We start from the raw sequence: 25,565 nt of genomic DNA on the forward strand, positions 1-25,565 counted from the left end.
GATGCCGAAGCAGAATCCCTATTGCGTCGCAGTGAAGCCGATCGAGTTTCTCGTCCAATCCGAAGCGGTCGACCACACCAATGTCGACAAACTGGTGTGTGAGATTCGCACATCAGGAAAATGGACAACCCCTATTCCCGTGAGTCGCGAAACCGGCATTGTCATGGACGGTAATCATCGCCTGACTGCTGCAGCCATTCTCGGACTTCGTCACCTGCCATGCGTGCTGCTCGATTATCTTGACCCCAGAGTGTCGGTAACCGAATGGAAGACCGGCATACCGTTCCAGGTAGACGCCATTCTTCAGCGCCTTCTGTGTGAAAAGGCCTTGTTCCCCTATAAGACCACACGGCATGCGTTCGCGCCTTCGCTGCCCGTGACCGATATACCGCTCGACATTCTGCAATGACGAGTCGATCGATTGCGCGTGCATGCATGCATGCCTGCCGTGCTGCTTCCCGACAGCACCGATATACTCGTCGCTCGTTGATTCGCGATATCGGCCCTTTCTGTAGTGCTCCCTAACCGCTCCATGACTTCGATCCGCCGCCGCCTGCTCACCTGGCTCGTATGCGGCTTCGCCATTGCTTCGTTGATTGCCGCCTACGGAATTTTTCGCACCGCCCGTCATGAGGCGGCCGAGTTGTTCGATTACGAATTGCGTGCAGTCGCGCTCTCCATCCCCGCCAATCTGGGTGTCGCCCAGCGTATCGAAGACGCGGAACGCGGCGGCAAAGGCTATAGCGGAATCGACGACGACGAAATTCTCATTCAGATCTGGGACGATCAAGGCCGCGAAGCCTATCACTCGCAACACGTCGTTTCACTGCCGCGCGGCGGCGCAGGTTTCAATGTATTACGGCACAACGGCGAAACCTGGCGCGTGTTCGGCCTCCAGCGGCCGGACGCTTTCGTTCAGGTAGCGCAGCCTTACGGCATTCGCGACAGCCTCGGTCGCCAGCTGGCGTTACACACAATCTGGCCGTTGGCACTGCTGGTACCCATGTCGATCGCTCTCGTTCTGTTTGTCGTCGCGCGCGGCCTGCTGCCGATACGCGAGCTTTCCACCCACCTCACGACGCGCAGTCTTTCCGCGCTTCATCCGCTGGTTCTCGACGCGGACACGCCTCTCGAGCTCGTCCCGCTCGTCCACGCACTCAACGATCTGCTTGCGAGACTCCGTCTCGCATCCCAGGCACAGCAGAATTTCATCGCCGACGCGGCCCACGAACTGCGCTCGCCACTCGCGGCACTCAGCCTGCAAGTACAGAGTACGATTCGCTCGGGCGAATTGCGTGGTGAAACGCATATTCTCGATCGAATCAGCGTGCGCCTTAGCCGTCTCGTTCGCCTCGTGCACCAACTGTTGAGTCTTGCCCACGAAGACTCTGATACGCCGGCGAAACTCAAACCTGCGAGTCTGCGAAAAATCGCGGAGACGATCATTGGCGAGTTTTCTCTGCTCGCAGAGGAAAAATCGATCGACCTTGGACTCGTCGTGCATTCCGATCGCCCGGGTCGTGATACGTTCGAGGCACGCGTTGACCCGCACGGCTTGCATACGCTCATCGGCAACCTGGTAGACAATGCAATCCGCTATGTGCCGTGTGGCGGCCAGGTCGATCTGGTGTTAGTCCACAACGGTGACGACACGTCTATTCAGGTAGTCGATAACGGACCCGGCATTCCCGAAGAACACATCGATCGGGCATTTGACAGGTTTTACCGGGCGAATGCGCCGCAAGGAACCGGAAGTGGGCTTGGCCTATCCATCGCCGCGCGTATCGCCGCACGCCACGGCGCGCAACTGACCCTCGCTAACAACGCTGACGGCGTCGGGCTCACAGCTTCGCTCACGCGACTCAAACCTCTGTGATCAGATCTGTCGCAGACGGATTTCGCGACGTCACCTTTGCACAATACAAGCGCGCCGTACTTGGCGCGTTAGTTCGAGACGTTAAGCTAACTGCCATTCGATTAAGACGCGGCGGTGAACGCCATGACAGACGGCAAGCTGTTCGACGGCGAGTGGGGTAATACGGATTATCCGGCGCGGTCGCAAGAGGCGGTCGAGGCGTGAAATGTGTGGGGCCGCGTATTTGCTACGAATAAAGCGGCCCCACAGCCCCTCTACTCCACCACGCGAAAATATTCACTCGGCGGCACGCCCAGCTGCTTGCGAAACATCGCGGAAAATGCGCTGGGGCTGTCGTAGCCCATATCGAGCGCAACATCGACGATACGCGCGCCCGACGCCAGGCGCTCCAGCGCCATCAAAAGCCGGGCCTGCTGCCGCCACTGACCAAACGTCAAACCAGTTTCCCGCATGAACAGACGCTGAATCGTCTTGACGTCGACGCCAATGACTCCCGCCCAATGAGCCAGGGTCCGGTTGTCGTCGGGCGCTTCCGCGATCGCGTTGCAGATCGTGCGCAGATACGGATGGTGGGGATTGGGCAGATGTAAAGGCAGAACGGGCAGAACCCGCAACTCGTCGAGTATCAGCCCCATCAAGCGGCCATCGCGCGAATCGGTCAGATAATCGCCGTCAATCTCAATCGCACTGACAATAAGCTGCTTGAGCAGATCGGAAATCGCCACGGTCGCGCAGGCTGCGGGCAATCCGCTAGCGGCCTCCGGCTGGATATAGAGCGAACGCATCGACACCGCGCTCACCATGCGGATCGTGTGCGACGTGAAGGCCGGCATCCAGATCGCGCGTGTGGGCGGCACGATCCACTGGCCCGCCTCGCTGCTCACGACCATCACGCCTTCGACCGCATAGATCAGCTGCGCCACGCCGTGATGGTGCGCGGGACGGACTTCGCCCGCGGGAAAATCGACCGAACGACTGCTTACCGCGGCAAGACGATGATGATGGTCGCGTCGCGGGGAATGCTGGGAATCTTGCGAAAGCGGGCTGAGCCTGGGCATGTCCTTTTTCCGACGATCGATTGGCTATTCGCGGGAGACGGATCGGTAGTGTAGCCCTAGACTGGATTTCCCATCCAGCGCATGCAGCGGGCTCCAGACCATGAAAAACGCAGCCACCCTGACCTCGAACGCGGCATCGTCGCGACCTGCGCCCTCCGGGCGACAGACGGCGTTCGGCATACTCGGCGTCATGAGCGCTTCGCACCTGCTCAACGACATGATCCAGTCCCTGATGATTGCGGTTTATCCGCTTTTCAAAGGCGGACTGCATCTGTCGTTTGGCGAACTGGGAGTGGTGACGCTGGCGTATCAATTGACCGCCAGTTTGCTGCAGCCGTTTATCGGCCACTACACGGATCGCACGCCCAGGCCCGGATCGCTGCCCGTATCGATGATCTTCAGCCTGTGCGGGCTGCTGTTGCTATCGCGTGTCGGCAGCTTTCCCGGCTTGATTTGCGCGGCAATGCTGGTGGGCACCGGCTCTTCGATGTTTCATCCCGAATCGTCGCGCGTGGCGCGCCTGGCTTCGGGCGGGCGGCATGGCCTCGCACAATCGATTTTCCAGGTGGGCGGCAATACGGGTAGCGCAATTGGACCACTGCTCGCGGCGCTGTTCATCGCGCCTCGCGGTCAACACGGCATTGCGTGGTTCGCGCTTGCCGCCGTGCTGGCCATGTTGCTGCTTTCGCTCGCGAGCCGCTGGTATCGGCGGGACATGGCGCAGCACGGCGCGCGCAAACGCAGCGCGACCGGCAAGGCAGCGCTCGACCTGCGCACGGTGGTGCCGGTTATCGCGATCCTGATGTTGCTGATGTTCTCCAAATACTTCTACACCGTGAGCATCAGCAACTATCTGATCTTTTATCTGCAAGGGAAATTCGGGCTGGGCGTGCAAGCGGCGCAACTGCATCTCTTCATATTCCTGGCTGCCGTGGCGGCGGGAACGCTGGTCGGCGGCCCGCTGGCCGACCGGATCGGCCGCAAGACCGTGATCTGGTTTTCGATCATGGGCGCCGCGCCCTTCACACTCGCACTGCCTTACGCGAGCCTGCCCGTCACGACGATCCTGCTGATTGCGATTGGCTTCATCGTGTCGTCCGCGTTTTCCGCGATTCTGGTCTATGCGCAGGAATTGATGCCGGGACGAATTGGTATGGTGTCCGGATTATTTTTTGGTTTTGCATTCGGACTGGGCGGCATTGGCGCGGCGGTGCTCGGTCGCGCCGCCGATCGCCATGGGATTCCCGCCGTCTACGCTGTGTGTGCCTGGCTCCCCTTGCTGGGTATCGCTGCGGCCTGGCTGCCCAGGCAACCGGGCGAGCGTGCTGACGCCGGTTCCGGCTCAGAGCAGCGTGGATGATGCGGGACGCCCTTTATCCGATGGGAGCCGTGCTGCTGTTTGCGCTCATATCGCATGCCAGCCTGAGCTTGCATATTCGCGCCATGAAAGCCGAAATCGACCGGCACCCATTCCGTCTATCAGGCGTGACACGGCATGAAGCGCAGCAACGGCTGCTTGAATGGCGTGCGCAAAGAAAGAGACTTTGGCCGACTGCTGTGTTGTTGATCGTGGTGATTGGCGTGGCAATGCATGGCTTTTGAAGTGAGGTAATGCGCTATTGACTGCAGAGCCAGTTCACTGCGGGCTGCACGTTCGACGGCGGATAGACAATCCTATAACGCCAGCCGGAATCCCGCGCCATAGACCGACTGGATCACATCCTCGTCCGGTGCGATCGATTCGAATTTGCGGCGAATCTTTTTGACGTGGCTGTCGATGGTGCGGTCCTCGACGATGCGGCCATCGGGATACAGCTGGTCCATCAGCGCATCGCGCGAAAACACGCGGCCTGGCCGCGCTGCGAGCGTCTTGAGCAAGCGGAATTCGATCGGCGTGAACTCGATCGTCACGCCGCGAAAGGTCGCCTGAAAACATTCTTCGTCCAGACTGAGCGGCACGCTTTCGGGCGCGCGCTCGAAGCGCGAGCGGCGCAAGATCGCCTTCACGCGCGCCACCAGCTCCAGCAGGCTGAAGGGCTTGCAGATGTAATCGTCCGCACCCAGTTCGAGGCCAATCAGCCGATCCACTTCCTCCACCTGCGCCGTCACCATGATGACCGGCACGTCGCTGTACGTGCGTAGATCGCGGCAGATATCGCGGCCGTCGCGGCCCGGCAGCATCAGGTCGAGCACGATCAGGCCCGGCATCTGGCGCTTCACTTCGCCCGCCACGGCCAGACCGTCGCCCACGCAGCGCGTTGCAAAACCCGCTGCCTGCAAAAAATCCGCCATCAGGCTAGCGAGTTTAGGTTCGTCTTCGACGATCAGAATATCGATCGGTGTTTCGTTAATCGCGCTCACTTCGGTTCCTGGCTGCTGTCCTGATCAATAACGGCGTAGGGCTGTCCTTCTCGGCGCCGTCTTTCCAACGCGGTAATTCGATGGCGATGCGCAAGCCGCCTTGCGGCGCGCGCGCCGCATCGATGTGCCCGCCATGCGCTTCGACAATGCCGCGACAGATCGGCAGGCCAAGTCCCGCGCCGCCGGTCGCGCGGCTGCGCGACGCCTCCACGCGATAAAAGCGCTCGAATAGCGATGGCAGATACGCATCGGCCACGCCCGCACCGTTGTCGTCGAATTCGATGCGCACCGTACTCGCATCCTCACGCGCGCTCACGAATACCGCACCGCCGCAATCGACGTAGCGCAGCGCGTTTTCAAGGATATTCGTGAAGACCTGCTGCAGCCGCCGCTCGTCGCCGCGCACCCAGAGCGGCGCATCGGGCAGACTGGCGTGCAGCGTCAGCCCCGCATCGCTCAGGCGGCGCGCGCCGCGGCGCAGCGCCGCTCGCAAGGTCTCGCACACATCGGTCTGTTCATGGTGGTAACGCAGCGCGCCCACGTCGGCGAGCGAAAGATCGTAGAGGTCGTCGACCAGCCGGCTCAGGCGTTTCACCTCGCCGCCCAGCGAGCGCACCGCCTCGACGCTCACAGGCCGCACGCCCACTTCGATCGCCTCGATTTCGCCGCTCATCACCGCAAGCGGCGTGCGCAGTTCGTGCGAAATATCGGCGACCAGCGCGGAGCGCATGCGTTCGGTGCTTTCCAGCGTCTGCGCAAGGTGGTTGAAATCGCGTTCGAGCTGGCCAATGTCGCCGCTCGATACCGTCGGCACACGCGCGCTCAGATCGCCGCCCGCGAGCGTGTGCGTGGCGCTGGCGATGCGCCGCAACGGCGAGGCCAGCGCGCGCGCCATCCACAAGGTCGTGAGAATCGCCAGCAGCGTGGCGGCAATCGCGATGATCCAGCTCGATTCGCGCTGGGTCTTCTGGAAGCGCAGATCGCCCGCTTCGGTGGCGCGCTCGAACGGCACCATCAGCAACCAGCCTACGGTCTTGCCGCTCACCACAATGGGACGGCGCGGCGAGCTATCGGCAAACGATGGATTGCCGAACACGTAACGGCCCTGGGCGTCGAGCAGCGTAAAGCGCGTATTGGTGCCGATCAGCGACGACACCGGCAGGCGCGGCAGCGGCGCGTGGCTCGACACCGGATACGAGGCGGGCGCGTAAGGCCGCATGATTTCGTGCCAGAGGCTGCGATTCTCCAGCAGAAAATCCCAGCTGCCGTGATCGCGATACGCCATGCCCAGCGGCCCGACGCTCGATTCGAGCCGCTTGATTTCCTGATGCTCCAGGTAGCCGAGAAAGCCGCGCTCGAAGCTGATCTGCGCGCCCACGGCCATCGCGCCGATCACCAGCACATTGACGACGAGCATCGCGGCAAACAGCTTGCCGGTGAGGCTCGAGCGTCGGATCGCGTGTATCGCGCGGGTCAGCACTGCTGGCATGTTGTTGCCTGGCGTCCTTGAGTCGGGAATCGTGCGGTCATGATACCCGTCGCGGCGGCGCTCAGCGGCTGGCCGCGGCGGCGTGGCTGGCGGCATGCGCGTCGTCCGCTTCCACGCCGCCGCCCAACGCCGCATAGAGCGTGATCAGGCTCGTTTGCGCCGAGAGTTGCGTGGCCACCAGCGATTGCTGCGCGCTATACAGCAGGCGCTGCTCGGTCAAGGCGTCGATCAGGCTGTCGCTGCCCTGCTGGTAGAGCGCCATCGTCAGGTCGTAAGCGTGCTGATCGGCCTGCACGGTGCGGGTCTGGGCGTCGAGCTGCGCGTCGATGGTCGCGCGCGTCGCCAGCGCGTTCGCGACTTCCTCGAAGGCGGTCTGGAGGGTCTTCTCGTAGGTTGCCACGTCGATCTTGAGCGTGACCTTGGCGGCGTCGAGCGTCGCGCGGTTTTCTCCCGCATTGAAGATCGGGATCACCGCGGACGGCTCGACCGACCAGCTGCGGTTGCCACCCGTGAACAGCTGCGCGAGCGCGGGACTTTCGAAACCCAGCGCCGCGGTCAGGCTGATGGTCGGGAAGAAGTTCGCGCGCGCCGCGCCAATATCGGCGTTATCGGCTTTCAGCGTGTGTTCGGCGGCCAGCACGTCGGGGCGGCGTTGCAGCACGGTCGACGGAATGCCCGCCGGAATCGTCGTGATGCTGGCGACGGGATCGACCTGCGCATCGGGCAGATCGGCCAGCGGCACCGGTGCGCCCACCACGAGGTCGAGGGCATTGCGCGCCTGTTCCACCGTCGTCTGCGCCTGGGCCACGGCATTGCGCGCGGACTGCAGGCTTGCCTGCGCCTGTTCGACATCGAGCGCGCTCGCCGCGCCCAGCCCATGCTCGCGATCGACCAGATCGAAGGTGCGCTGCTGGCTTGCTTCGGTTTCCTGATCGATCACCAGCAGGCGCTTGTCGGACGCAAGCGTGAGCCAGTCGCTCGCCACATCGGAAACCAGGCTGATCTGCGTGCTGCGGCGCGTTTCGATGCTCGAAAGATAGGTTTCCAGCGCCGCCTGGCTCAAGTTACGCACGCGCCCGAACAGATCGAGTTCGTAAGAGGTAAAGCCCAGATTGGCGCTGTAGATATGCGTGGTCGTGCCGCTCGCGGCGGTCGTGCCAGCGGATGAACCGGAGTCCGCGCTACGCACGGACGCGGGCGTGCGCTCGGCTTCTTCGGAGCCGCCCAGATCGATCTCGGGGAACAGCGCCGAGCGCTCGATGCGGTATTCCGCCCGTTCTTTCTCGATGTCGAGAATCGCAATGCGCAGATCGCGGCTGTTCGACAACGCGAGCGCAATCGTGCGTTGCAGACGCGCATCCACAAAGAACGTGCGCCAGCCGATATCGGCGGCCAGCGTCTGTCCGGTCTGCCCGGTCTGCGAAGCCGCTTGTTCCGTTGACGACGCCGCATCGGGCCACGCCGCCGGCACCGGCGCAGCGGGCCGCCGGTACTGCGGCGAGAGGTCGATACACGCGCTCAGCGCCACGACTGCCGCGCCAGCTACCATCCAGTTGAGTACGCGCCTCATGCTGCACCTCCATTCGCGGACAACGAGTACGCCTCGTTCTCCTTTGCCTCCTGCGAAGCGTGTTCGTTTTCGTGTTCGTGCTCGCTCACCTGCGCGCCGGTCGAGCCGGAATCGTCGGCGGGCGCATCGGCGCCGCCCGGACCGCGCGGCCCGCCTGGCGCGGCACCCTTGCCGCTCAACTTGCGCACCATGAAATACGAGAGCGGCGTGAAAAAGATCGCCAGCAGCGTACCCACCAGCGTGCCGCCGAACACACCCGTGCCGATCGACTGGCGCGCCGCCGCGCCCGCGCCGCTTGCCACCACCAGCGGCGCGACGCCCAGCAGAAACGCCAGCGAAGTCATCACGATCGGCCGAATGCGCAGCGCCACGGCCTGTTCGATGGCCTTGAGCGTGCTCGCGCCCTGCTTCTCCAGCATGGTTGCGAACTCAACGATCAGGATCGCGTTTTTCGACGACAGCCCCACCGTCACCAGCAGCCCCACCTGGAAATACACATCGTTCGACAGCCCGCGCAGGCTCGTGCCGAGTGCCGCGCCAAACACGCCCAGCGGCACGATCAGCAGCACCGCCAGCGGCACCGACCAGCTTTCATAGAGCGCGGCAAGACACAGGAACACGAACAGCACGGACACGGCGTAGAGATACGGCGCCTGGCCGCCCGACAACTGCTCCTGATACGACAGCCCCGTCCACGCGTAGCTGATGCCCTTGGGCAGCTTCGCAACCAGTTGCGCCATGGTCTGCATCGCCTGGCCGGAGCTCACGCCGGGCGCGGGATCGCCAACGATCTCGAACGACGATTGCGCGTTATAGCGGTCCAGTTCGGGCGGCCCGAAGGTCCAGTGCGAAGTCGCGAACGCGGAGAACGGCACCATCGTCCCGGCGGTATTGCGCACGTACCAGTTTTCCAGCGCTTCCGGCGACATGCGAAACGGCGCATCGCCCTGCACGTAGACCTTTTTGATGCGCTGATTGTCGAGGAATTCGTCGACGTATTCGCCGCCCAGCGCGTCTTCCACGGTCGTGTTGATATCCGCGGGCGCAAGGCCCATCGCGCTCGCCTTGCGGTCGTCGATATCGAGCGAGAGCTGCGGCGTATCGGCCAGCCCGTTAAAGCGCACCTGCCGCACGATGCCGCTGGCGTTGGCCATCTTGATCAGCTTGTCGCGCGCGGCGGCCAGTGCCGTGTGGCCCAGATTGCCTTCGTCGACCAGTTCCATGTCGAAGCCCGAACTGATGCCCAGCCCGCGCACGGTAGGCGGCTGCAGCACGAACACCTTGGCGTCGCGAATCTGCTGCGAGAGATCGCGCGAAGCCTTGGCGACAAAACCCTGCGCCGTGTCGTTCACCGCCGTGCGCTGGCTCCAGTCCTTGAGCTTCACCCACATCATGCCGACGTTCTGGCCGTTACTGCCCACCGCATAACCGGCGACGTTGAACACTTCGGAGACGGCCGGTTGCTTGAGCAGATAGTCTTCGACTTTCGCCATGGTCGCTTCGGTGCGCTCGCGCGTCGCGCCCACGGGCGCGGTCACGGTGACCATCAGCACGCCCTGATCCTCGGTAGGCAGGAACGAAGTGGGCAGGCGCACGAACAACAGCCCCGCGCCCAGGACCAGCAGCGCGTAGACGATGATCGCCGGCTTGCGGCGATGCAGCATCCTGTCAACGACGCGGCGATATTTGCCGGTCGAGGTGTCGAAACCGCGATTGAAGCTGCTGAAGAAGCGTCCCTTGGGTTTCTCGTGGCCGTCCTTGAGGAGGGTCGCGCACAGCGCGGGCGTGAAGGTCAGCGCCACCACCACGGAAAGCGCCATCGCCGAGACGACCGACACCGAAAACTGCCGGTAAATGATGCCGGTCGAGCCGCCGAAAAATGCCATCGGCAACAGCACTGTGGAGAGCACCATCGCAATCGCCACCAGCGCGCTGCTGATTTCCGTCATTGACTTTTTGGTGGCGTCGCGCGGCGAAAGATGCTCTTCCGTCATCAATCGCTCGACGTTTTCCACCACTACGATCGCATCGTCCACCAGCAGTCCGATCGCCAGCACCACGCCGAACATCGTCAGCATGTTGATCGAATAGCCGAACACGTCGAGGATGCCGAAGGTGCCCAGCAGCACCACCGGCACCGCAATCGCCGGAATCAGCGTGGTGCGCAGGTTCTGCAGGAACAGAAACATGATCGCGACAACCAGCACGATGGCTTCCGCGAGCGTCTTCACCACTTCCTCGATGGAGGTCGTGATGAACGGCACCATTTCGTAGGGGTATTCGACCTTCAACCCCGCCGGAAAACTCGCCGCGTGCTTGTTGAGGAAGTCGTGCACCTCCTTGTCGACCTGCACTTCGTTCGCGCCCGGCGCGAGTTGCAGCCCCAGACCCGAAGCGGGCTTGTTGTTGAAGTTGGTTTCGACCGTATAGGCCTGCGGGCCGAGCGAGACGCGCGCCACGTCGCCAAGCAGCACCTGCGAGCCGTTGGTTTCGGTCTTGAGCACGATGTCGCGGAACTGCTGTGCGGTGGTCAGGCGGCTGCGCGCCGTGATGGTCGCGTCGAGCTCCTGGCCCTTGACCGCAGGCGTATTGCCGACTTCGCCGGCCGCTACGTCGTTGTTCTGCGCGTCGATGGCGGTCACGACATCGGACGGCATCAGCGCGTACTTCTGCAGCTTGTTCGGATCGAGCCAGATCCGCATGGCGTATTCGTAGCCGAACTGCTGCGCCTGACCCACGCCGGGCAGTCGTTCGATTTGTTCTTCCAGATTGCTGTAGAGATAATCGGCAATGGCCGACTTGCTCATCTTGCCGTCTTCGGACACGAGGTTGAAAACGAGGAAAGTATCGGGCGACGCCTTGCGCACAGTCACGCCGCTTTCCTGCACTTCGGTCGGCAAGAGCGCGTTGGCCGATTGCAACTGGTCTTGCACCTGCACCTGGGCGGTATCGGGATTGGTGCCCGCCGAGAAGGTCAGCTTGATCGAAATATTGCCCTCGGAATTCGCCGAGGACGACATGTACATCAGATTGTCGAGACCGACCATCTGCTGCTCGATCACCTGCACCACCGCGTCCTGGTTGGTCTGCGCAGACGCGCCGTTATAGGTGGCCGTGATCTGGATCGTGGGCGGCGCGATGTCGGGATACTGGTCGAGCGGCAACTGGGTAATCGCGAACGCGCCGGCCAGCGACACGAGAATCGCGAGCACCCAGGCGAACACCGGGCGGTCGATAAAGAAATGAGCGATACGCATGCACTCGCCCCTTAGTTCGCCGCGGGCGCCGGCGACGCGGCCGACGAAGCGGCGGCGCTATCCGTATCGGCAGCGGCTTCCTGCTCCGCTGCAGGCGCTTCGACCGCCTTCACGGTGTCGCCGATACTGACGAACTGCGATCCGGCCACGACGATGCGCTCGCCCGTGGCGAGGCCGCCCGTCACCACCCATTCGTTGTTGTTCGCCGTACCGGCCAGCATCAGCGTGCGCTGCTCGATCTTGTCCTGCGCGTCGACCACCAGCGCCGTCGCGTTGCCGCGCTGATCGTGCGCCACCGCCTGCTGCGGGACCAGAATCGCGTTCTGGTTGACGCCCTGATCGATCACCGCATGCAGATATTCGCCGGGCAGCAGCAGCTTGTCCGGGTTCGGCACGATCACGCGCAAGGTGATGGTGCCCGTGGTCTGATCGACGCCCACGCCCGTGAATTGCAGCCTGCCTTCGTGCGCGTAGGTCGTGCCGTCTTCCAGCGTGATCTTGACCTTGGCGTTGCCGTTCGCGTCGGTCTTGTACGCGCCGCTCGCGAACTTCTTGCGCAGCGCGAGCACGTCCGTACTCGATTCGGTCACGTCCAGGTACATCGGATCGTAGGCGTAGATGGTGGCGAGCGCCGTGGTCTGATCGGCCGTCACCAGCGCACCCGGCGTATAGGCCGACGCGCTGATCGTGCCCGTGACCGGCGCGATCACGCGTGTGTAGCCCAGATTGATGCGCGCGCTTTCGAGCGCGGCCTTATCCGCGTCAATGGTGGCTTCGTCCTGCTTGAGCGTGGCTTCGGCCTCTTCGAGCGCTTCCTTGCTGATCGCGTCGATGGCGGCGAGCGAGCGGTCGCGCTCGGCAATCGGCTGGGCGGAAAGCAGCGCGGCCTGGGCTTTTTCGAGCTCGGCTTTATCGGCGTCGTAGGTCGCCTGATAAGGCGCGGGGTCGATCTGGTAGAGCACCTGCCCTTCGTGCACCACGCTGCCTTCGGTAAACAAACGCTTCTGGATCACGCCGGTCACCTGGGGCGTCACCGGCGAGGTCAGGAACGACGTGGCGCGCCCCGGCATCGACGACGACTGCGCGAACGCGACGGTCTTGACCGTTTCCACGGTCACCGTCTGCACTTTTTTCTGCACGCTTTTTTGCTGCTGCGAACACGCCGCCAATGCACAGGTCAGTAACAGAACGCCCGTGCGCCGACGCGCGGAAAGCCGGATTTGCATCATGTTGGCCTCAATACTGTGAGCGCGGTCCACGCCCGATTGCGGCATTATGCAAATCAAATTCGCAAGAAATTAGGATGGCCGGGAAAGCGCATCTTTTGCATGGACGACCGGTTTCCTATGACGCGAGAGCAGGCCAGTACTAACCAGTCTGTCAGGTCGAGCGCGTGATGAAATGATCAGCTGCGCCTTTTGGAAGACGAACAGCATCGAAGATGCTTGCGAACGCAACCAGCCCGATCAGTACGAACGCCAGCCGATACTCGATTCCACTGCCATGCCAGTCGGCCCGAAGCGCAACAAAGTGACCAAGCCGCACGCTTAGCGCGCCAAGCGTAATGCCAGCCGCCATCGCGATTTGCGAAGCCGTGTTGAAGAGACTATTGGCATCGGACATGCGCTCTTTCGCGACATCCGCGTAAGCAATCGTGCCGAGAACGGTGAATTGCATCGAGCGCGTCATGCCGCTGAGGAACAGCAGCAGCACCGTGATCGGCACGGGGGTATCGTGTTGCAGGAACGCGCATGCGGCAAGGAAGATCGCGCAGAACACGCCGTTCCAGAGCATGACCGGCCGATATCCGAAGCGCTGCAGTATAGGCGTGGTGAGCGACTTCATCGTGAGATTGCCCGCGAACACGGCGAGCAAAAGCAAACCGGAATGAAACGCGTCGTAGCCAAAGCCCACCTGGAACATCAAAGGCAGCAGAAACGGCGCGCTGCCGATCGCCATGCGCGCCAGCGAACCGCCCCGAAGCGCTGCGCGAAAAGTTGGAATCGAGCACGCAGAGAGATCGACAAGCGGAGCACGCGAACGCAATAAGTGGCGAACTGCTAACGCAAGGATTGCAACGCCGCTGGTCAGCATGCCGAGCGTGATGGCGTCGATTCGCGCGTCGGCGCGTTCGAGACCGGTCAGTAAAATGAATGTGCCGAAGCCACTAAGCAGGAATCCTGACCAATCGAAGCGACGCTCGCGCGCTTCCTGCGCATCCGGAATGATGAAGTAAGCAATCGCCAGTGCCACCAGACCGATCGGCACATTCAGATAAAAGATCCAGCGCCAGCCAAAGTGTGTCGTGATAAAGCCGCCAACCGGCGGCCCGAGCACCGGCGCGATCAGCGCGGGCCAGACCAGCGACTGCATCGCCGCCATCAGCCGCTCCTTTGGCGTGGAGCGCATGACGACGAGTCGGCCCACCGGCACCATCAACGCGCCCGCCACACCCTGCACCACGCGCAGGATAACGAAGCTCACGAGTCCATTCGACAGCCCGCATAACGCTGATGTCAGCGTGAACAAGGCGATCGCGAACGCAAACACGCGCCGTGCGCCAAAGCGGTCGACCACCCAGCCACTCGCGGGTACGAACACGCCAAGCGCGAGCAGATAAGCACTCACGCCGATATTGAGCGCGACCGCCGTGGTGCCGAACGAGCGCGCCATCGCGGGCAGCGCAGTGGCAATCACGGTGCCATCGAGAATCTCCATGAAGAGCGCCCCGGTGACGAGAATCATGATCGCCCGCAAGCGGGCGGGCGTGGGCGCGTGGGTATCGGCGGGGAACGGACGGTTCATGCGGTGAATGAGCATGCGCGAGCGCGAATCCTGCAGGAGCGCCGGCGCATCGATTCTGGATGTCGAAAAACATATCTTACGATAGTTTTGAAAATGGCATTAGCGGGACGCACGCTGCGTCTTAAGTCATGCCTGGGGCATACCCTGGCATTGACCACGCTCCATGATGAAGATCAAAATCAACCATATCGTGGACTGTATGTCCATATTATGGACGAATAACAAGGAGCCCTACATGCCAGACCAGGACTTTTCGCCGATGACGCCCTATCAACTGCCGTTTCCCAAAGACGCGCAGCAGGAGATCGTCGTGCCCTCCGCCATTCCCACGGACGAACGCGTCTGGGTGCCACAAGCCGAAAACGTATGGTTTCGCCCGCTCTGTCTGAACCGTTCGCAGGGTTACTGGATGAACCTGCTGCGCGTGCGCAAATCGGGCGTGCTGAGCCGGCATCGCCATCCGCAGGCCGTTCACGGCATGGTGCTCAAGGGCCGCTGGCGCTATCTGGAACACGACTGGGAAGCGACCGAAGGCAGCTATGTGTTCGAGCCGCCGGGCGAAACGCACACGCTCTACGTGCCCGACGACGTCGAGGAAATGATCACCTACTTCCAGGTGAACGGCGTGATGTTCTATTGCGATCCCTACGGCAACTACACGGGCTACGAAGACGTCTTCACGAAGATCGACATGTGCCGCAAGCACTATGCGTCGGTGGGTCTGGGCGAAGACTACGTGGACCAGTTCATCCGATGAGCGCCGCCCGCTACGATTTCGCCGGACGTGTGGCCGTCGTGACGGGCGCGGCCGGCGGCATCGGCCGCGCAATCTGCGACGCCTTCGCGGCATCCGGCGCACGCACGGTCAACTGGGACCGCGTGTCCGGCGAGACGGCTTCGCCTCGCGCTCCGCGCCACGTCGCCGTGGACGTCACGCGCCCGGAAACGGTCGAAGCCGCATTGGCCGCCACGCTCGAGGCATTCGGCCGGATCGACTTCCTCGTCAACAACGCGGGCTTCGCGGGTTCGACCGTGCCGCTCGACGCCTATTCGCCCGCCGAATGGCAGCGCATCGTCGAGGTGAATCTCCTCGGCACTTATCACGTCTGCCGGCATGTCGTGCCCGTGATGCGCGAGACCGGCGCGGGCCGCATCGTCAACGTGGCCTCGCTCGCGGGCAAGGAAGGCACGCCGAATGCCTCGGCCTACAGCGCGGCCAAAGCCGGTGTGATTGCGCTGACTAAATCGCTCGGCAAGGAACTCGCGCAGGCGGGCGTACTGGTCAACGCGATTGCGCCCGCGGCCGTGGACACGCCGTTGCTCGCACAGATGTCGCCCGCCCATGTGCAGACCATGATCGACAAGAGCCCGATGGGCCGTCTGGGCACGGTTGAGGAAGTCGCCGGGCTTGCACTTTGGCTCTGCTCGGATTCCTGCTCATTCAGCACGGGCGCGACTTTCGATCTTTCGGGCGGCCGCGCGACGTATTAGGTGCGCTGACCTTCGACACCGACAACAAACTACAGGAGACGAGCCATGCCGACCAAATCGCCCCGGCTCAAACGCATTCAGACGGTCGCCGTCGTGTTTCTCACGGTGGCCGGCATCGTCAATTATCTCGACCGCAGCACGCTGTCGATCGCCAATCATTCGGTCGCGCAGGAATTGCATCTGAATGCCGCTGAAATGGGCCTGCTGCTGTCGGCATTCTCGCTCGCGTATGCGTTCGCGCAGTTGCCGGTGGGCGCGCTACTCGACCGTTTCGGCTCGCGTGTGATGCTTGGGCTTGGCATGCTGGTCTGGTCAGTCGCGCAGGTAGCGGGCGGCTTTATCCAGACGCTCAACCACTTTCTGGCCGCGCGCATCGTGCTAGGCGTGGCCGAAGCACCGCTCTTTCCTGCAGGCGCGAAAGTGATCCACGAATGGTTTGCCGTGCGCGAGCGCGGCGGCCCCACCGGCACCTTTATCTCTTCATCGACGATCGCACCGATGCTCGCCCCGCCGCTGCTCACCGTGCTGATGCTCTCGTTCGGATGGCGGCCGATGTTCATCATCATGGGCGTGCTCGGCGTGCTGGTGTCGATCGGCTGGTATGCGGTCTATCGCAACCGCGATCAGATCGCACTGAACGCCGATGAAACCGCATGGCTCGAAGAAGGCGCAACGGAACCGCCGCGCGCAAAAGGCATCAGCTTCGCCGAATGGGGCATGCTGCTCAAGCTGCGCAACACCTGGGGCATGATTTTCGGCTTCATGGGCGTGATTTATATGGTGTGGCTCTACCTCACCTGGCTGCCCGGCTATCTGGAGAAAGAGCGCCACCTGAGCATCGCGCACACCGGCTGGCTCGTGGCGATTCCCTATGTGTTCGGCACGATCGGCATGGCGGGCAGCGGTTTTATCGCCGATTACCTGCTCAAACGCGGCGTCGCTCCGATCCGCAGCCGCAAGTGGCCCGTGTGCGTGGGGTTGATCGGCGCCGCAGCGTTCACCGTGCCCGCCGCGTACACGCCCAGCACCGCGCTCGCCATCACCTATGTGTCGCTCGCCATGTTCTTCGTGAACCTCGCCAGCGGCAGCGCATGGGCGCTTGTGAGCATCGCCGCGCCGCGCTATCTGGTGGCCTCGCTCGGCAGCATGCAGAACTTCGGCGGTTATCTGGGCGGCTCGTTCGCGCCGGTCATCACCGGCATCGTGGTCGACCAGACACATTCGTTCGTCAATGCGCTGCTGATCAGCGCGGCCATCGCGTTCGCCGCGGCCTTCGTCTATCTCTTCGTCGTGAAGGAAGTCAGGCCCGAGGACGCAACGCACGCCACCGCGCCGCAAACCACCTGAATTACGCCACTTTTATTCGAACTCACCTGTAACTATCACCATGACATTCCAGGCCAATCTTCTCGAAGGTAAAGTCGCGCTCGTCACTGGCGGCTTCTCCGGCATCGGCGCGGCGATCGCTAACCGGCTCGCGCAACTCGGCGCGCGTACGCACGCCGCCGGTTTGCCGCCGCCCGCCGCAACGCCATCGGCGCCCGACGCACTCGACGCCAATGTTCAGCGCGCCACGCTCGACGTGCGCTCTTCCGAAGATGTCGCCGCGCTGATCGGTCAACTCGACCGGCTCGATATCGTGATCAATTGCGCGGGCGTGATCAGCCGCGTGGAAGAACACGAAATCGAGGTATTCGAGCGCGTACTCGACATCAATCTCAACGGCACGATGCGGGTGTGTTCGAGCGCACGCGATCTGCTGCGTGCTTCGTCGGGCTGCATCGTCAATACGGCTTCGATGCTGAGCTTCTTCGGCGGCGGACTCGTGCCCGCCTATAGCGCGAGCAAGGGCGGCGTGGCGCAGCTCACGCGCTCGCTCGCCATCGCCTATGCCGCCGATCACATTCGCGTGAATGCCATCGCGCCGGGCTGGATCGCGACGCCGCTCACCCAGGCTTTGCAGGACGATAGCGGGCGCTCGCAAGGCATCCTCGATCGCACGCCGATGAAGCGCTGGGGTCTGCCCGAGGAAGTCGCCAACGTCGCCGCATTCCTGTGCTCGCCCGCCGCTTCGTTCATGACGGGCGCGATCGTGCCAATCGACGGCGGCTATCTCTGCGCCTGATATCGGCAAGCCGCAGACACGGACGGCACGAAATTTCGGCCGTCCGCTTTGGGGCATAATGGCGCGACCTGATGCCCGCGCCTGATAAGCCCGTTCGCCCGCCCGCTTCCGATGTCGATTTCCACCAAGCCCAATTCGCCCGCTCCCACCGCCGCCTCGGGCAGCACCGCCACCACGGCGGTGGCAGGCGCCGCCGCGTTCTCGAAGTTCATCGCCGTCCTGCAACTGATCGCCGACGCTGAAACGCCACCCAATATCGCGAAGCTCGCAACGGCCAGCGGTTATCCGCGCCCGACCGTGCATCGCATCGTCGCGGCCTTGCAGGCCGAAGGTCTCGTCGTGGCGCAAGGCGGCGGCAATACCTTCGCGTTGGGAGCGCGCCTCGTCAATCTCGCCAGCCGTAGCTGGGAGCGCTCCGATCTGCGCATCGCCGCCGTGGATGCGCTCATGGAGCTGCGCAACGTCACGTCCGAAACCGTGCATCTCGCGGTGCCGAGCGACGGCGCGATGGTCTACATCGAGAAGCTGGAAAGCCCGCATGCGGTGCGAATGGCGTCGCGCATCGGCACACGCGTCTCGCTGACGTCGAGTTCGGTCGGCAAGGCGTGGCTCGCGACGCTCACGCCCGACGAGCGCGAACCGCTACTCGAACGTGCGCCGCGCACGCGCTTCACGGAACACACGATGACCGATCTCGATGCGATTCGCAGCGAAATCGAGCTCACGGCCGAACGCGGCTATGCGGAAGACCGCGAGGAAAACGAGCAGTCGATCTGGTGCTACGGCGCGGCGATTCGCGGCGCGGACGGGCGCGCGGCGGGCTGCATCAGCATCAGCATGCCGATGTTCCGCCGCGAAGCCGACGCGCAACGCCACTACATCGAGCCGCTGCTCGCGGCCTGCCGCACGATCGCCGCCAGGCTCGGTCCTGTCGCGGGGCGTTGAGCGCGCGAAGCCTGGACAATAACGCCACCGCACGTGAGGTGCGTGGCGTGTGCGGTTTCATCGATGACCGCCCGGCGTGCGTTGCGTCCGCGCATCAAGCGGGCTATCGAAAGCCTCTGCATCCTCCGTGCTGACCGGGCCGCGCGCGCACAGTCCGATCAGCCCCGCGAGCAGCGCGGCAATGGCGAGAATCGCGAGGCCATGGCCGTAGCCGGAAGTCGTCGCGCGCACATAGCCGATCACATAAGGCCCCGCAAAACCACCGAGATTGCCGATCGAGTTAGCCAGCGCGATACCGGCCGCCGCTGCCGTGCCGGACAGAAAGGTTGTCGGCAACGCCCAGAATGCGGGCAACGCGCCATAGCCGCCGACTGCCGCCAGCACAAGTCCCGCGATCACCACGAGCGGTTGCGCAGATGACGCTGCGAGCGCCAGACCCGCCGCAGCAACCGTACAGGCGCAAGCCAGATCGATGCGATATTTGCCGCGCCGGTCGGCCAGACGCCCCCACACCAGCATCGTGATCGCACCCACCACGAACGGAATCGCATTCACAGGTCCGACCCAATGTTCGGCCAGCCCCAGTGCTTTCATGATCTGCGGCTGCCAGAGCACGAGACCGTTATTGGCCGTCACGATCAGGAAATAGACCGCGCCCAGCAGCAGTACATGCGGATTCGCGAGCGTTTGCCCGAGCGAAAGCTTGTGCTTGCGGGCGCGCTCGGCGGCTTCGCTGCGAATCTGCGTGTCGAGCCAGTTGCGTTCGCTATCGTCGAGCCAGCGCGCCTTCGCAGGCGCATCGCAAAGATAGCGCAGCGTCACGACCCCCATCACCACCGATGGCAGTCCTTCGAGGATGAAAAGCCACTGCCAGCCCGCCACGCCAAGCAGGCCGTCCATGCGCAGAATGAAACCCGAAACAATCGAACCCAGCGCAGTCGATACCGGATTGGCGAGCATGAATAGCCCGATAATCTGTGCACGATAACGCGACGGAAACCAGAACGTGAGATAGAGAATCACGCCAGGAAAGAAGCCCGCTTCAGCCGCGCCCAGAATGAAGCGCAGCGTCATGAAACTCGCCGGTCCTTTCACAAACGCGCCGCATGCCGAGACAATGCCCCACGTGATCATGATGCGCGCGAGCCAGATACGCGCTCCTGTTTTCGCAAGCGCCAGATTGCTTGGCACTTCGAACAGAAAATAGCCGATAAAGAAAATTCCGGCGCCCCAACCGAACAACGAAGCGCTCAAGCCCAGATCGCGATTCATGGTGAGCGCGGCAAAGCCAACGTTCACGCGATCGAGAAACGCGAAGAAATACAGCAGGATCAGAAACGGCATCAGCCTGCGTGTGACCTTGCTCATGGTGCGCTTTTCGAGCTCGGCATCGGTCTTCATGGCGGTGTTCATGGGTGTCTCCTCACCTCTGTCCAGCTTGTGTTGCTGTTTTTTCGTTGACGATATGAGGACCGCAGCGCACCAGCAGCGCGCTACGGTCCTTGCTGCTGCTCAGGTTCGAAGCCGTGCGGCTACGGCGTCGGGGCGCGGAATCGGCGCAACCGCACCGAAGCCTTGCGTCGACAGTGCCGCTGCGGCGTTGGCGTAACGTGCTGCCACTTCGGGCGCATCGCCTGCCGCGAGACGCGCGACGAACGCGCCATCGAAACAGTCGCCCGCGCCCGTGGCATCGACGACGCTGACTGCATGGCCTGCAATGCGCGTGCGCTGCCCCCCACGCGCGACCAGCACGCCGTCGCCGCCCATCTTCAGGCAGACGGTGCGCACACCGAGCGCGAGATAATGCGCGACGATCGCCTCCGCATCGACGAGACCCGTGAGCGTTTGTGCGTCTTCGAGACTCGGCAGAAGGTAATCGACCTCACGCGCGGTGGCTTCGATCACGGCACGCGCGCGCGCCAGCGGCCAGAGCTTCAGGCGTACATTCGGGTCGTAGCAGATCGTCGCGCCGGCACGCCGCGCATGCGCGATCGCCTCGAACACGGCATCGCAGGCGCTCGCGCTGATGGCCTGCGAAATGCCCGAAACGTGCAAAAAGCGCGCACGCGCGAGCAGATCGAGTGGCAGCGCCTGCGGTGACATCTGGCTTGCCGCCGAGTCCTTGCGCAGATAGCTGAACGCGTGGCCACGCGCATCGTGCGTCACGAAATAGACGCCGGTATGCGCCTGGGCATCAACGGCCACGCCCTGCACATCCACACCCTCTTCTCGCCACAGACCGAGAAACAAGCTGCCGAACGCATCGCCACCCACGCGCGTCACATAGCCGACGCTTGCGCCTTGTCGCGCGGCGGCCACGCAGAAGTTCGACGTGTCGCCGCCAAAACCCTGCAGGAACTGGCGCGCATCGTTGCCGGCCGACTGATTGAATTCGATCATCGGCTCGCCGAGCGCAAGGATCGCGGGCGAAATCTTGTTGACCTCAGATGCGGCCATATTTCGCCAGCCCCTTGCGCAGCGATTTTTCGCCGATGATCAGACGCGCCTGCTCCAGTTCGCGTGCATCGATCTCTTCCGACATCTTGAGCACGGCTTCGGCATGCTCGCGCGGCACCACCACGACACCGTCGATATCCGCAACGATGATGTCGCCGGGATTGACCTTCACGCCACCGCATTCGACTTCGATATTTGCGGCAAGCGTCGTGAAGCGACCCACGGTCGTGCCCGGCGAAACCGAACGCGAATAGACCGGGAAATCATAATCACGGCGGATTTCGGTGATATCGCGCACGCCGCCGTCGAGAATCGCGCCTGCATGACGATTGGCCACCGCGCCCGCCGTCATCAGACCGCCCCACACCGCCACATTCTGCTCGCCGTAAATGCCGATCACGATCACGCTGCCTTCGGCCGATTCGTCGATGGCGTCGAGCGCGTGCTGCGGCGGCACCTTCTCGTGCGTCGGGGCTTCGAGAATCGTCACGGCCGGACCGACGATCTTGCGTTCATTGATGCGCGGCTTGATTGTCTGATCCATATAGCCGCGGCGTCCCGCGATCAGATCCACGGCGTCGGCCACCGAGGCCGTCGCCACTTTTTCGAATCCGCTGATAAGGGCTTGCAGTTCCATCTATTCCACTCCTTTTTCAATACTTTCAGTAGCATGACTAAATGATTCGAACACAACGCCCACGTGAACAATGTCGGCGCTGCCCTCTTGCCTCGTGAATGCGCCCGCTTTACGCGACGCTCCACGGATTGACCCAATGCTTCGGTTGCTCGCCGCCGAGCACGCGCGCCACTTCCTGCGCCGCCTTGGTCTGCAACTCGGCGACCGAATCTTCCGAATACCAACCGGTGTGATCGGACAGCACGGCGTTTTCACACGCGAATAGCGGATGATCGGCGCGCGGCGGTTCGCTTTCGAATACGTCGAGACCCGCGCCGAAAATCGCACCACGCTGCAACGCATCGATCAGCGCGCTTTCGTCGATCAGACCGCCGCGTGCGGTATTCACGAGGATCGTCGTCGGCTTCATGCGCGCTAGACGCGGCGCGTTGATGAGCTTGCGCGTATCGGGCGTCAGCGGCGAATGCAGCGAGATGTAATCGCTTTGCGCGCAAAGCGTATCCAGATCGACGCATTCGACACCGTGCGCCTGCGCCGGATCGAGAAAAGGATCGTGCACCAGCACGCGCGCGACGCCCATGCCGCGCATCTTGCGCTCGAACGCACGCGCAATGCGCCCATAACCGACCAGACCCAGCGTGCGCCCGGCGATGCGATACATCTTCTGCTCGCGCGAAACATTCCACGCGCCGTTGCGCACTGCGCGGTCGCGGCGCACGGTATGGCGCGCGACGGCCATCAGGAGCACGAGTGCCTGATCGCTGACCTCTTCCACGCCGTAATCGGGCACGTTCGCCACATAGATGCGCTTCTCGCGCGCCGCGGCGAGATCGACGTTATCGACGCCGATGCCATAACGCACAATCGCGCGGCAGCGCTGCATCGCCGCCATTGCCATCGCGTCGACGGGCGATTCGCGCACCAGCAGCGCATCGGCGTCGATCGCCGCTTCGCGCACGCGGACCGCGTCGCCACGGCACGGCAGCACCACGACATCGGCGCCGACCTCCGCGAGAATCCGCTGCTCCGTTGCATACGATCCGTAACCATCGTCGATCACGACCACGCGCTTGCGACGCGCCTCGTGATCCGCTTCCAGACTTCTGCTTTCCACCCTTGCCTCCACGACTGCACGCGAATTCACCACGAACGCGCGCGAGTTTGCCTGGGCGCGCGCGACCGGTCTCCGGCCGCACGCCCCGCTTCACTGACGATTGATTCGCTTGCAAATAAAGGGCTGGCGCATCATTGCGCGCTATAGCTGCGCCCGTGTGCCTGCACCTTCCAGATGCGGAAATTCGGCACTGCCGGATGATCGAAATCCATAGCGTTGTCGACCCACAGATTCAGATGGCCCGCGACCACATAGAGATTGCCATCCGGGCCCCAGCTCAGCGTGTCGGGCCAGACCATCTCGGGATGAATCACGTAGGTCGAAATCTTGCCGGTCTTTGCATCGCGATACATGAGGCCGTTCATTTCCAGCGCCGTCATGTAGAGATTGCCCGCGCGGTCGGCGATCATGCCGTCGGTGTTCGACGGCAAGGTGGCGACGCGTTTGACTGCAGTGCGCAGCGCCGATTCGCTCGTATCGAAGTCGCGCAGCAAGGCCGTGTCGAGCGAATACAGCGTGTGGCCGGACAGATTGGTCCAGTAGAGCGTTTTCTTGTCGCCGGAAAGCGCAATGCCATCGGCACCGGTGCGCATCGGCGTCTTGCTCAGCACGTTCTGGTTATCGATGCGGAATTGAAAGCCCGCTTCGTCCGTGGTGAAAACGCTCTGGTCGAGCACGCGGCGCGCGCGATTGTGCTTGCGGTCGTAGACGATCAGGCCGCCGTGCAGGTGGTCGCAGAAAATCCCCGAATCGGTGATGTAGGCGAAGTCGCGATCGTTATCGACAACCACATCGTTGAGGAACGAGCACTTCTTGTCCGAATCGGCGTCGCTAAAGGTATAGCTCTGCAGTTCGCGATTCGTCTTGAGGTCCCATAGCACGAGCTTTTCCGCGCCGGGCGCAGAAGGCTGGCCGGCTATATGGCCCTGGTCGAGAATCCACATGACGTCGTTGCGATCGATCTCGAAGCCGAGCACAGATTGCAACGCCTGTGGATCGCCCACCTTGTTCATCGCGAGGCTCGGGAACGGCTGCAGCACCCATTGACCGTCTTTCTTCACCAGCTTCGACAGCGTCGCTGGCACTTCAGGGCCGCCCCAGCGCGCCGTGCTCACGTACATGTTGCCCTTCGAATCGAGCTTCACACCTTGCAGCAGCACTTTCTTGTAGGTGGCGTTGGCGTCGTAAGCCTGCTCGGCTTTCGGATCGCCGAGGTCATACGGCAAGCGGTTCCATTGCGCCACGACCTCGAGTTTCGGCACGGCGGGCGTTTGCTGTGCGCTCTGGACTGGCTGTTTATCCTGTGCAGCATGGGCGCCACCTGCCGCCAGCAACGCGGCGCCCGCGAGCAGCGCACCGATCCAGCCACGCGTCAGCGTCGTTTTGATCTCCTGCATTACCCATCTCCTCCGATCTGTCTTTCTCGTTTGACTTCTTCGTTTGACTTCTTCGGTGCCGTGCGCCGATTCACATGGAATCCGCGGTCGACAACTGATATCTTAGATGGCAGATCTCAATGCCACAAGGGGGCATGGTATATTTCGGCTCAATACGGACGACGTAACCAGCGGTTTGCCGCGTTGCAGGTCGCCCGAGTCCCCAACACGGCATCGCCTTCGTCGCCTGCCGATTACCCCGCCCACTGCCACTGGCTGACCATGAGTATCGAAAAACTGGGGGAACGCCCGAAGTCCCTCACGGCTATTGCGAAAGAAAGCATCCGGCGCGCGATCGTCGATGGCCATCTTGCGTTCGGCAGCCAGCTATCGGAGAGCGTGCTGGCCGGTCAACTCGGCGTGAGCAAGACGCCAGTTCGCGAAGCGCTGCTGCAGTTGAAGCTGGAAGGGCTGGTGGAAGTGCAGCCGCAATCGGGCACCTACGTGTTTCAGCCGACCGAGGAACAGGTTCGCGAGATCTGCCGCTTTCGCGAGATTATCGAATCGTCAGCGCTGGAACTGGCGATGAAAGGCGATACCGCCACGCTCACGCTGGCGTTGGCGCGCGCCCTGGCCGATACGCATGACGCAAGCGCCGAAAACGCGAAGGACGCAGATGACGGACGTGCACGCGATCACGACGCAGCGTTCCACGGCGCCATCGTCGCGGCGTGCGGCAACGGCTATTTGCAGCAGGCGTATCAACTGGTCGCCGACAAGATCCATGCGCTGCGCGCGCGCCTCTCGATCGCCGACGCGTCCGTCGACTCCTGCCAGGACACGCACGCGCACATCATGCAGTTGATCCGCGAGGGCAACGCGAAGAAAGCCTGCACGGAATTACGCGCCCATATTCGCAGCACGGAGCATTCGTATATTCGCGCCAGTCAGATGCAGACCGCCGACGAGAAAGCCTGAAGCAACACGCGCTGCAAGCTCATGCA

Annotated in this window: 22 protein-coding genes; 10 read left to right on the forward strand and 12 right to left on the reverse strand. The window is 62.8% G+C overall.

Going from position 1 to position 25,565, the window contains the following annotated elements; genetic code table 11:
- Window position 1 precedes the first annotated feature (1 nt).
- Together G3N59_RS29465 and G3N59_RS29470 are read left to right on the forward strand one after the other, a co-directional pair.
- Entirely contained in the window at window positions 2-409 is a 408-nt protein-coding gene (locus G3N59_RS29465; protein ID WP_205986357.1) for a ParB N-terminal domain-containing protein, read from the forward strand.
- 123 nt (window positions 410-532) lie between these two features.
- On the forward strand, window positions 533-1,876 hold the full coding sequence (locus tag G3N59_RS29470; protein WP_205986358.1) for an ATP-binding protein: 1,344 nt from the start codon (window positions 533-535) through the stop codon (window positions 1,874-1,876).
- A gap of 254 nt (window positions 1,877-2,130) precedes the next feature.
- On the opposite strand, the gene G3N59_RS29475 is transcribed toward G3N59_RS29470, so the two are convergent.
- Window positions 2,131-2,934 (reverse strand): helix-turn-helix transcriptional regulator, encoded by an 804-nt coding sequence (locus G3N59_RS29475; RefSeq protein WP_205986359.1) that lies wholly within the window; start codon window positions 2,932-2,934, stop codon window positions 2,131-2,133.
- 100 nt (window positions 2,935-3,034) lie between these two features.
- Here G3N59_RS29475 and G3N59_RS29480 point away from each other — a divergent pair, with 100 nt between their 5' ends.
- Both G3N59_RS29480 and G3N59_RS29485 read left to right on the forward strand, forming a co-directional pair.
- Window positions 3,035-4,294, forward strand: a complete 1,260-nt coding sequence (locus G3N59_RS29480; RefSeq protein WP_205986360.1) for an MFS transporter — start codon at window positions 3,035-3,037, stop codon at window positions 4,292-4,294.
- Complete coding sequence (locus G3N59_RS29485; RefSeq protein ID WP_205986361.1) at window positions 4,291-4,536, forward strand: hypothetical protein; 246 nt, start codon at window positions 4,291-4,293, stop codon at window positions 4,534-4,536. The genes G3N59_RS29480 and G3N59_RS29485 overlap by 4 nt, the downstream gene beginning before the upstream one ends.
- 72 nt (window positions 4,537-4,608) lie before the next feature.
- Here G3N59_RS29485 and G3N59_RS29490 read toward each other — a convergent pair whose 3' ends face one another.
- The 6 genes from G3N59_RS29490 to G3N59_RS29515 all read right to left on the reverse strand — a co-directional run bounded on the left by G3N59_RS29490 (window position 4,609) and on the right by G3N59_RS29515 (window position 14,431).
- Window positions 4,609-5,295: a response regulator gene (locus G3N59_RS29490; RefSeq protein WP_346777959.1), complete on the reverse strand. Its 687-nt coding sequence runs from the start codon at window positions 5,293-5,295 to the stop codon at window positions 4,609-4,611.
- Window positions 5,282-6,784: an ATP-binding protein gene (locus G3N59_RS29495; protein WP_205986362.1), complete on the reverse strand. Its 1,503-nt coding sequence runs from the start codon at window positions 6,782-6,784 to the stop codon at window positions 5,282-5,284. Before G3N59_RS29495 ends, G3N59_RS29490 begins: the two co-directional genes overlap by 14 nt.
- Before the next feature lie 61 nt (window positions 6,785-6,845).
- A complete protein-coding gene (locus G3N59_RS29500) occupies window positions 6,846-8,354 on the reverse strand; it encodes an efflux transporter outer membrane subunit (RefSeq protein WP_205986363.1) in 1,509 nt (502 codons plus the stop codon).
- The gene (locus G3N59_RS29505) at window positions 8,351-11,611 is read right to left on the reverse strand and encodes an efflux RND transporter permease subunit (protein ID WP_277397948.1); all 3,261 of its coding nucleotides are present in this window, start codon (window positions 11,609-11,611) and stop codon (window positions 8,351-8,353) included. The genes G3N59_RS29500 and G3N59_RS29505 overlap by 4 nt, the downstream gene beginning before the upstream one ends.
- Before the next feature lie 11 nt (window positions 11,612-11,622).
- Window positions 11,623-12,750 (reverse strand): efflux RND transporter periplasmic adaptor subunit, encoded by a 1,128-nt coding sequence (locus tag G3N59_RS29510; protein ID WP_205986364.1) that lies wholly within the window; start codon window positions 12,748-12,750, stop codon window positions 11,623-11,625.
- A gap of 241 nt (window positions 12,751-12,991) precedes the next feature.
- Window positions 12,992-14,431, reverse strand: coding sequence for an MFS transporter (locus G3N59_RS29515; protein WP_241024394.1), 1,440 nt, complete (start codon window positions 14,429-14,431; stop codon window positions 12,992-12,994).
- A gap of 220 nt (window positions 14,432-14,651) precedes the next feature.
- On the opposite strand from G3N59_RS29515, the gene G3N59_RS29520 reads away from it, so the two are divergent.
- The 5 genes from G3N59_RS29520 to G3N59_RS29540 all read left to right on the forward strand — a co-directional run bounded on the left by G3N59_RS29520 (window position 14,652) and on the right by G3N59_RS29540 (window position 18,977).
- Entirely contained in the window at window positions 14,652-15,173 is a 522-nt protein-coding gene (locus G3N59_RS29520) for a 2,4'-dihydroxyacetophenone dioxygenase family protein (protein ID WP_205986365.1), read from the forward strand.
- A complete protein-coding gene (locus G3N59_RS29525; protein ID WP_205986366.1) occupies window positions 15,170-15,907 on the forward strand; it encodes an SDR family NAD(P)-dependent oxidoreductase in 738 nt (245 codons plus the stop codon). Before G3N59_RS29520 ends, G3N59_RS29525 begins: the two co-directional genes overlap by 4 nt.
- 45 nt (window positions 15,908-15,952) lie before the next feature.
- Window positions 15,953-17,254, forward strand: a complete 1,302-nt coding sequence (locus G3N59_RS29530; protein WP_205986367.1) for an MFS transporter — start codon at window positions 15,953-15,955, stop codon at window positions 17,252-17,254.
- 40 nt (window positions 17,255-17,294) lie between these two features.
- The gene (locus G3N59_RS29535) at window positions 17,295-18,032 is read left to right on the forward strand and encodes an SDR family oxidoreductase (RefSeq protein ID WP_205986368.1); all 738 of its coding nucleotides are present in this window, start codon (window positions 17,295-17,297) and stop codon (window positions 18,030-18,032) included.
- 111 nt (window positions 18,033-18,143) lie between these two features.
- Complete coding sequence (locus G3N59_RS29540) at window positions 18,144-18,977, forward strand: IclR family transcriptional regulator (protein WP_205986369.1); 834 nt, start codon at window positions 18,144-18,146, stop codon at window positions 18,975-18,977.
- A gap of 57 nt (window positions 18,978-19,034) precedes the next feature.
- On the opposite strand, the gene G3N59_RS29545 is transcribed toward G3N59_RS29540, so the two are convergent.
- The 5 genes from G3N59_RS29545 to G3N59_RS29565 all read right to left on the reverse strand — a co-directional run bounded on the left by G3N59_RS29545 (window position 19,035) and on the right by G3N59_RS29565 (window position 24,582).
- Window positions 19,035-20,390, reverse strand: coding sequence for an MFS transporter (locus G3N59_RS29545; protein WP_241024396.1), 1,356 nt, complete (start codon window positions 20,388-20,390; stop codon window positions 19,035-19,037).
- A gap of 99 nt (window positions 20,391-20,489) precedes the next feature.
- Entirely contained in the window at window positions 20,490-21,434 is a 945-nt protein-coding gene (locus G3N59_RS29550) for a sugar kinase (RefSeq protein ID WP_205986370.1), read from the reverse strand.
- Complete coding sequence (locus tag G3N59_RS29555) at window positions 21,421-22,071, reverse strand: RraA family protein (protein ID WP_241024398.1); 651 nt, start codon at window positions 22,069-22,071, stop codon at window positions 21,421-21,423. The genes G3N59_RS29550 and G3N59_RS29555 overlap by 14 nt, the downstream gene beginning before the upstream one ends.
- A gap of 109 nt (window positions 22,072-22,180) precedes the next feature.
- Window positions 22,181-23,185 (reverse strand): C-terminal binding protein, encoded by a 1,005-nt coding sequence (locus tag G3N59_RS29560; protein WP_346777960.1) that lies wholly within the window; start codon window positions 23,183-23,185, stop codon window positions 22,181-22,183.
- A gap of 131 nt (window positions 23,186-23,316) precedes the next feature.
- Window positions 23,317-24,582, reverse strand: a complete 1,266-nt coding sequence (locus tag G3N59_RS29565; RefSeq protein ID WP_205986371.1) for an L-dopachrome tautomerase-related protein — start codon at window positions 24,580-24,582, stop codon at window positions 23,317-23,319.
- Between the two features lie 261 nt (window positions 24,583-24,843).
- Between G3N59_RS29565 and G3N59_RS29570 the strand changes: the two genes are divergently transcribed.
- Window positions 24,844-25,539: a GntR family transcriptional regulator gene (locus G3N59_RS29570; RefSeq protein WP_205986372.1), complete on the forward strand. Its 696-nt coding sequence runs from the start codon at window positions 24,844-24,846 to the stop codon at window positions 25,537-25,539.
- The last annotated feature ends 26 nt before the right edge of the window (window positions 25,540-25,565 follow it).

The organism is Paraburkholderia sp. Ac-20340, assembly GCF_017104965.1.
Taxonomy (GTDB): Bacteria; Pseudomonadota; Gammaproteobacteria; order Burkholderiales; family Burkholderiaceae; genus Paraburkholderia.

Bases quoted from the DNA above. Each gene is read 5' to 3' on its own strand.
- G3N59_RS29475 (WP_205986359.1), bottom strand. From the start codon at position 2,934: ATGCCCAGGCTCAGCCCGCTTTCGCAAGATTCCCAGCATTCCCCGCGA.
- G3N59_RS29500 (WP_205986363.1), bottom strand. From the start codon at position 8,354: ATGAGGCGCGTACTCAACTGGATGGTAGCTGGCGCGGCAGTCGTGGCG.
- G3N59_RS29515 (WP_241024394.1), bottom strand. From the start codon at position 14,431: ATGCTCATTCACCGCATGAACCGTCCGTTCCCCGCCGATACCCACGCG.
- G3N59_RS29540 (WP_205986369.1), top strand. From the start codon at position 18,144: ATGTCGATTTCCACCAAGCCCAATTCGCCCGCTCCCACCGCCGCCTCG.
- G3N59_RS29470 (WP_205986358.1), top strand. From the start codon at position 533: ATGACTTCGATCCGCCGCCGCCTGCTCACCTGGCTCGTATGCGGCTTC.
- G3N59_RS29550 (WP_205986370.1), bottom strand. From the start codon at position 21,434: ATGGCCGCATCTGAGGTCAACAAGATTTCGCCCGCGATCCTTGCGCTC.
- G3N59_RS29465 (WP_205986357.1), top strand. From the start codon at position 2: ATGCCGAAGCAGAATCCCTATTGCGTCGCAGTGAAGCCGATCGAGTTT.
- G3N59_RS29535 (WP_205986368.1), top strand. From the start codon at position 17,295: ATGACATTCCAGGCCAATCTTCTCGAAGGTAAAGTCGCGCTCGTCACT.
- G3N59_RS29525 (WP_205986366.1), top strand. From the start codon at position 15,170: ATGAGCGCCGCCCGCTACGATTTCGCCGGACGTGTGGCCGTCGTGACG.
- G3N59_RS29505 (WP_277397948.1), bottom strand. From the start codon at position 11,611: ATGCGTATCGCTCATTTCTTTATCGACCGCCCGGTGTTCGCCTGGGTG.
- G3N59_RS29570 (WP_205986372.1), top strand. From the start codon at position 24,844: ATGAGTATCGAAAAACTGGGGGAACGCCCGAAGTCCCTCACGGCTATT.
- G3N59_RS29565 (WP_205986371.1), bottom strand. From the start codon at position 24,582: ATGCAGGAGATCAAAACGACGCTGACGCGTGGCTGGATCGGTGCGCTG.
- G3N59_RS29530 (WP_205986367.1), top strand. From the start codon at position 15,953: ATGCCGACCAAATCGCCCCGGCTCAAACGCATTCAGACGGTCGCCGTC.
- G3N59_RS29545 (WP_241024396.1), bottom strand. From the start codon at position 20,390: ATGAACACCGCCATGAAGACCGATGCCGAGCTCGAAAAGCGCACCATG.
- G3N59_RS29485 (WP_205986361.1), top strand. From the start codon at position 4,291: ATGATGCGGGACGCCCTTTATCCGATGGGAGCCGTGCTGCTGTTTGCG.
- G3N59_RS29480 (WP_205986360.1), top strand. From the start codon at position 3,035: ATGAAAAACGCAGCCACCCTGACCTCGAACGCGGCATCGTCGCGACCT.
- G3N59_RS29520 (WP_205986365.1), top strand. From the start codon at position 14,652: ATGCCAGACCAGGACTTTTCGCCGATGACGCCCTATCAACTGCCGTTT.
- G3N59_RS29555 (WP_241024398.1), bottom strand. From the start codon at position 22,071: ATGGAACTGCAAGCCCTTATCAGCGGATTCGAAAAAGTGGCGACGGCC.
- G3N59_RS29495 (WP_205986362.1), bottom strand. From the start codon at position 6,784: ATGCCAGCAGTGCTGACCCGCGCGATACACGCGATCCGACGCTCGAGC.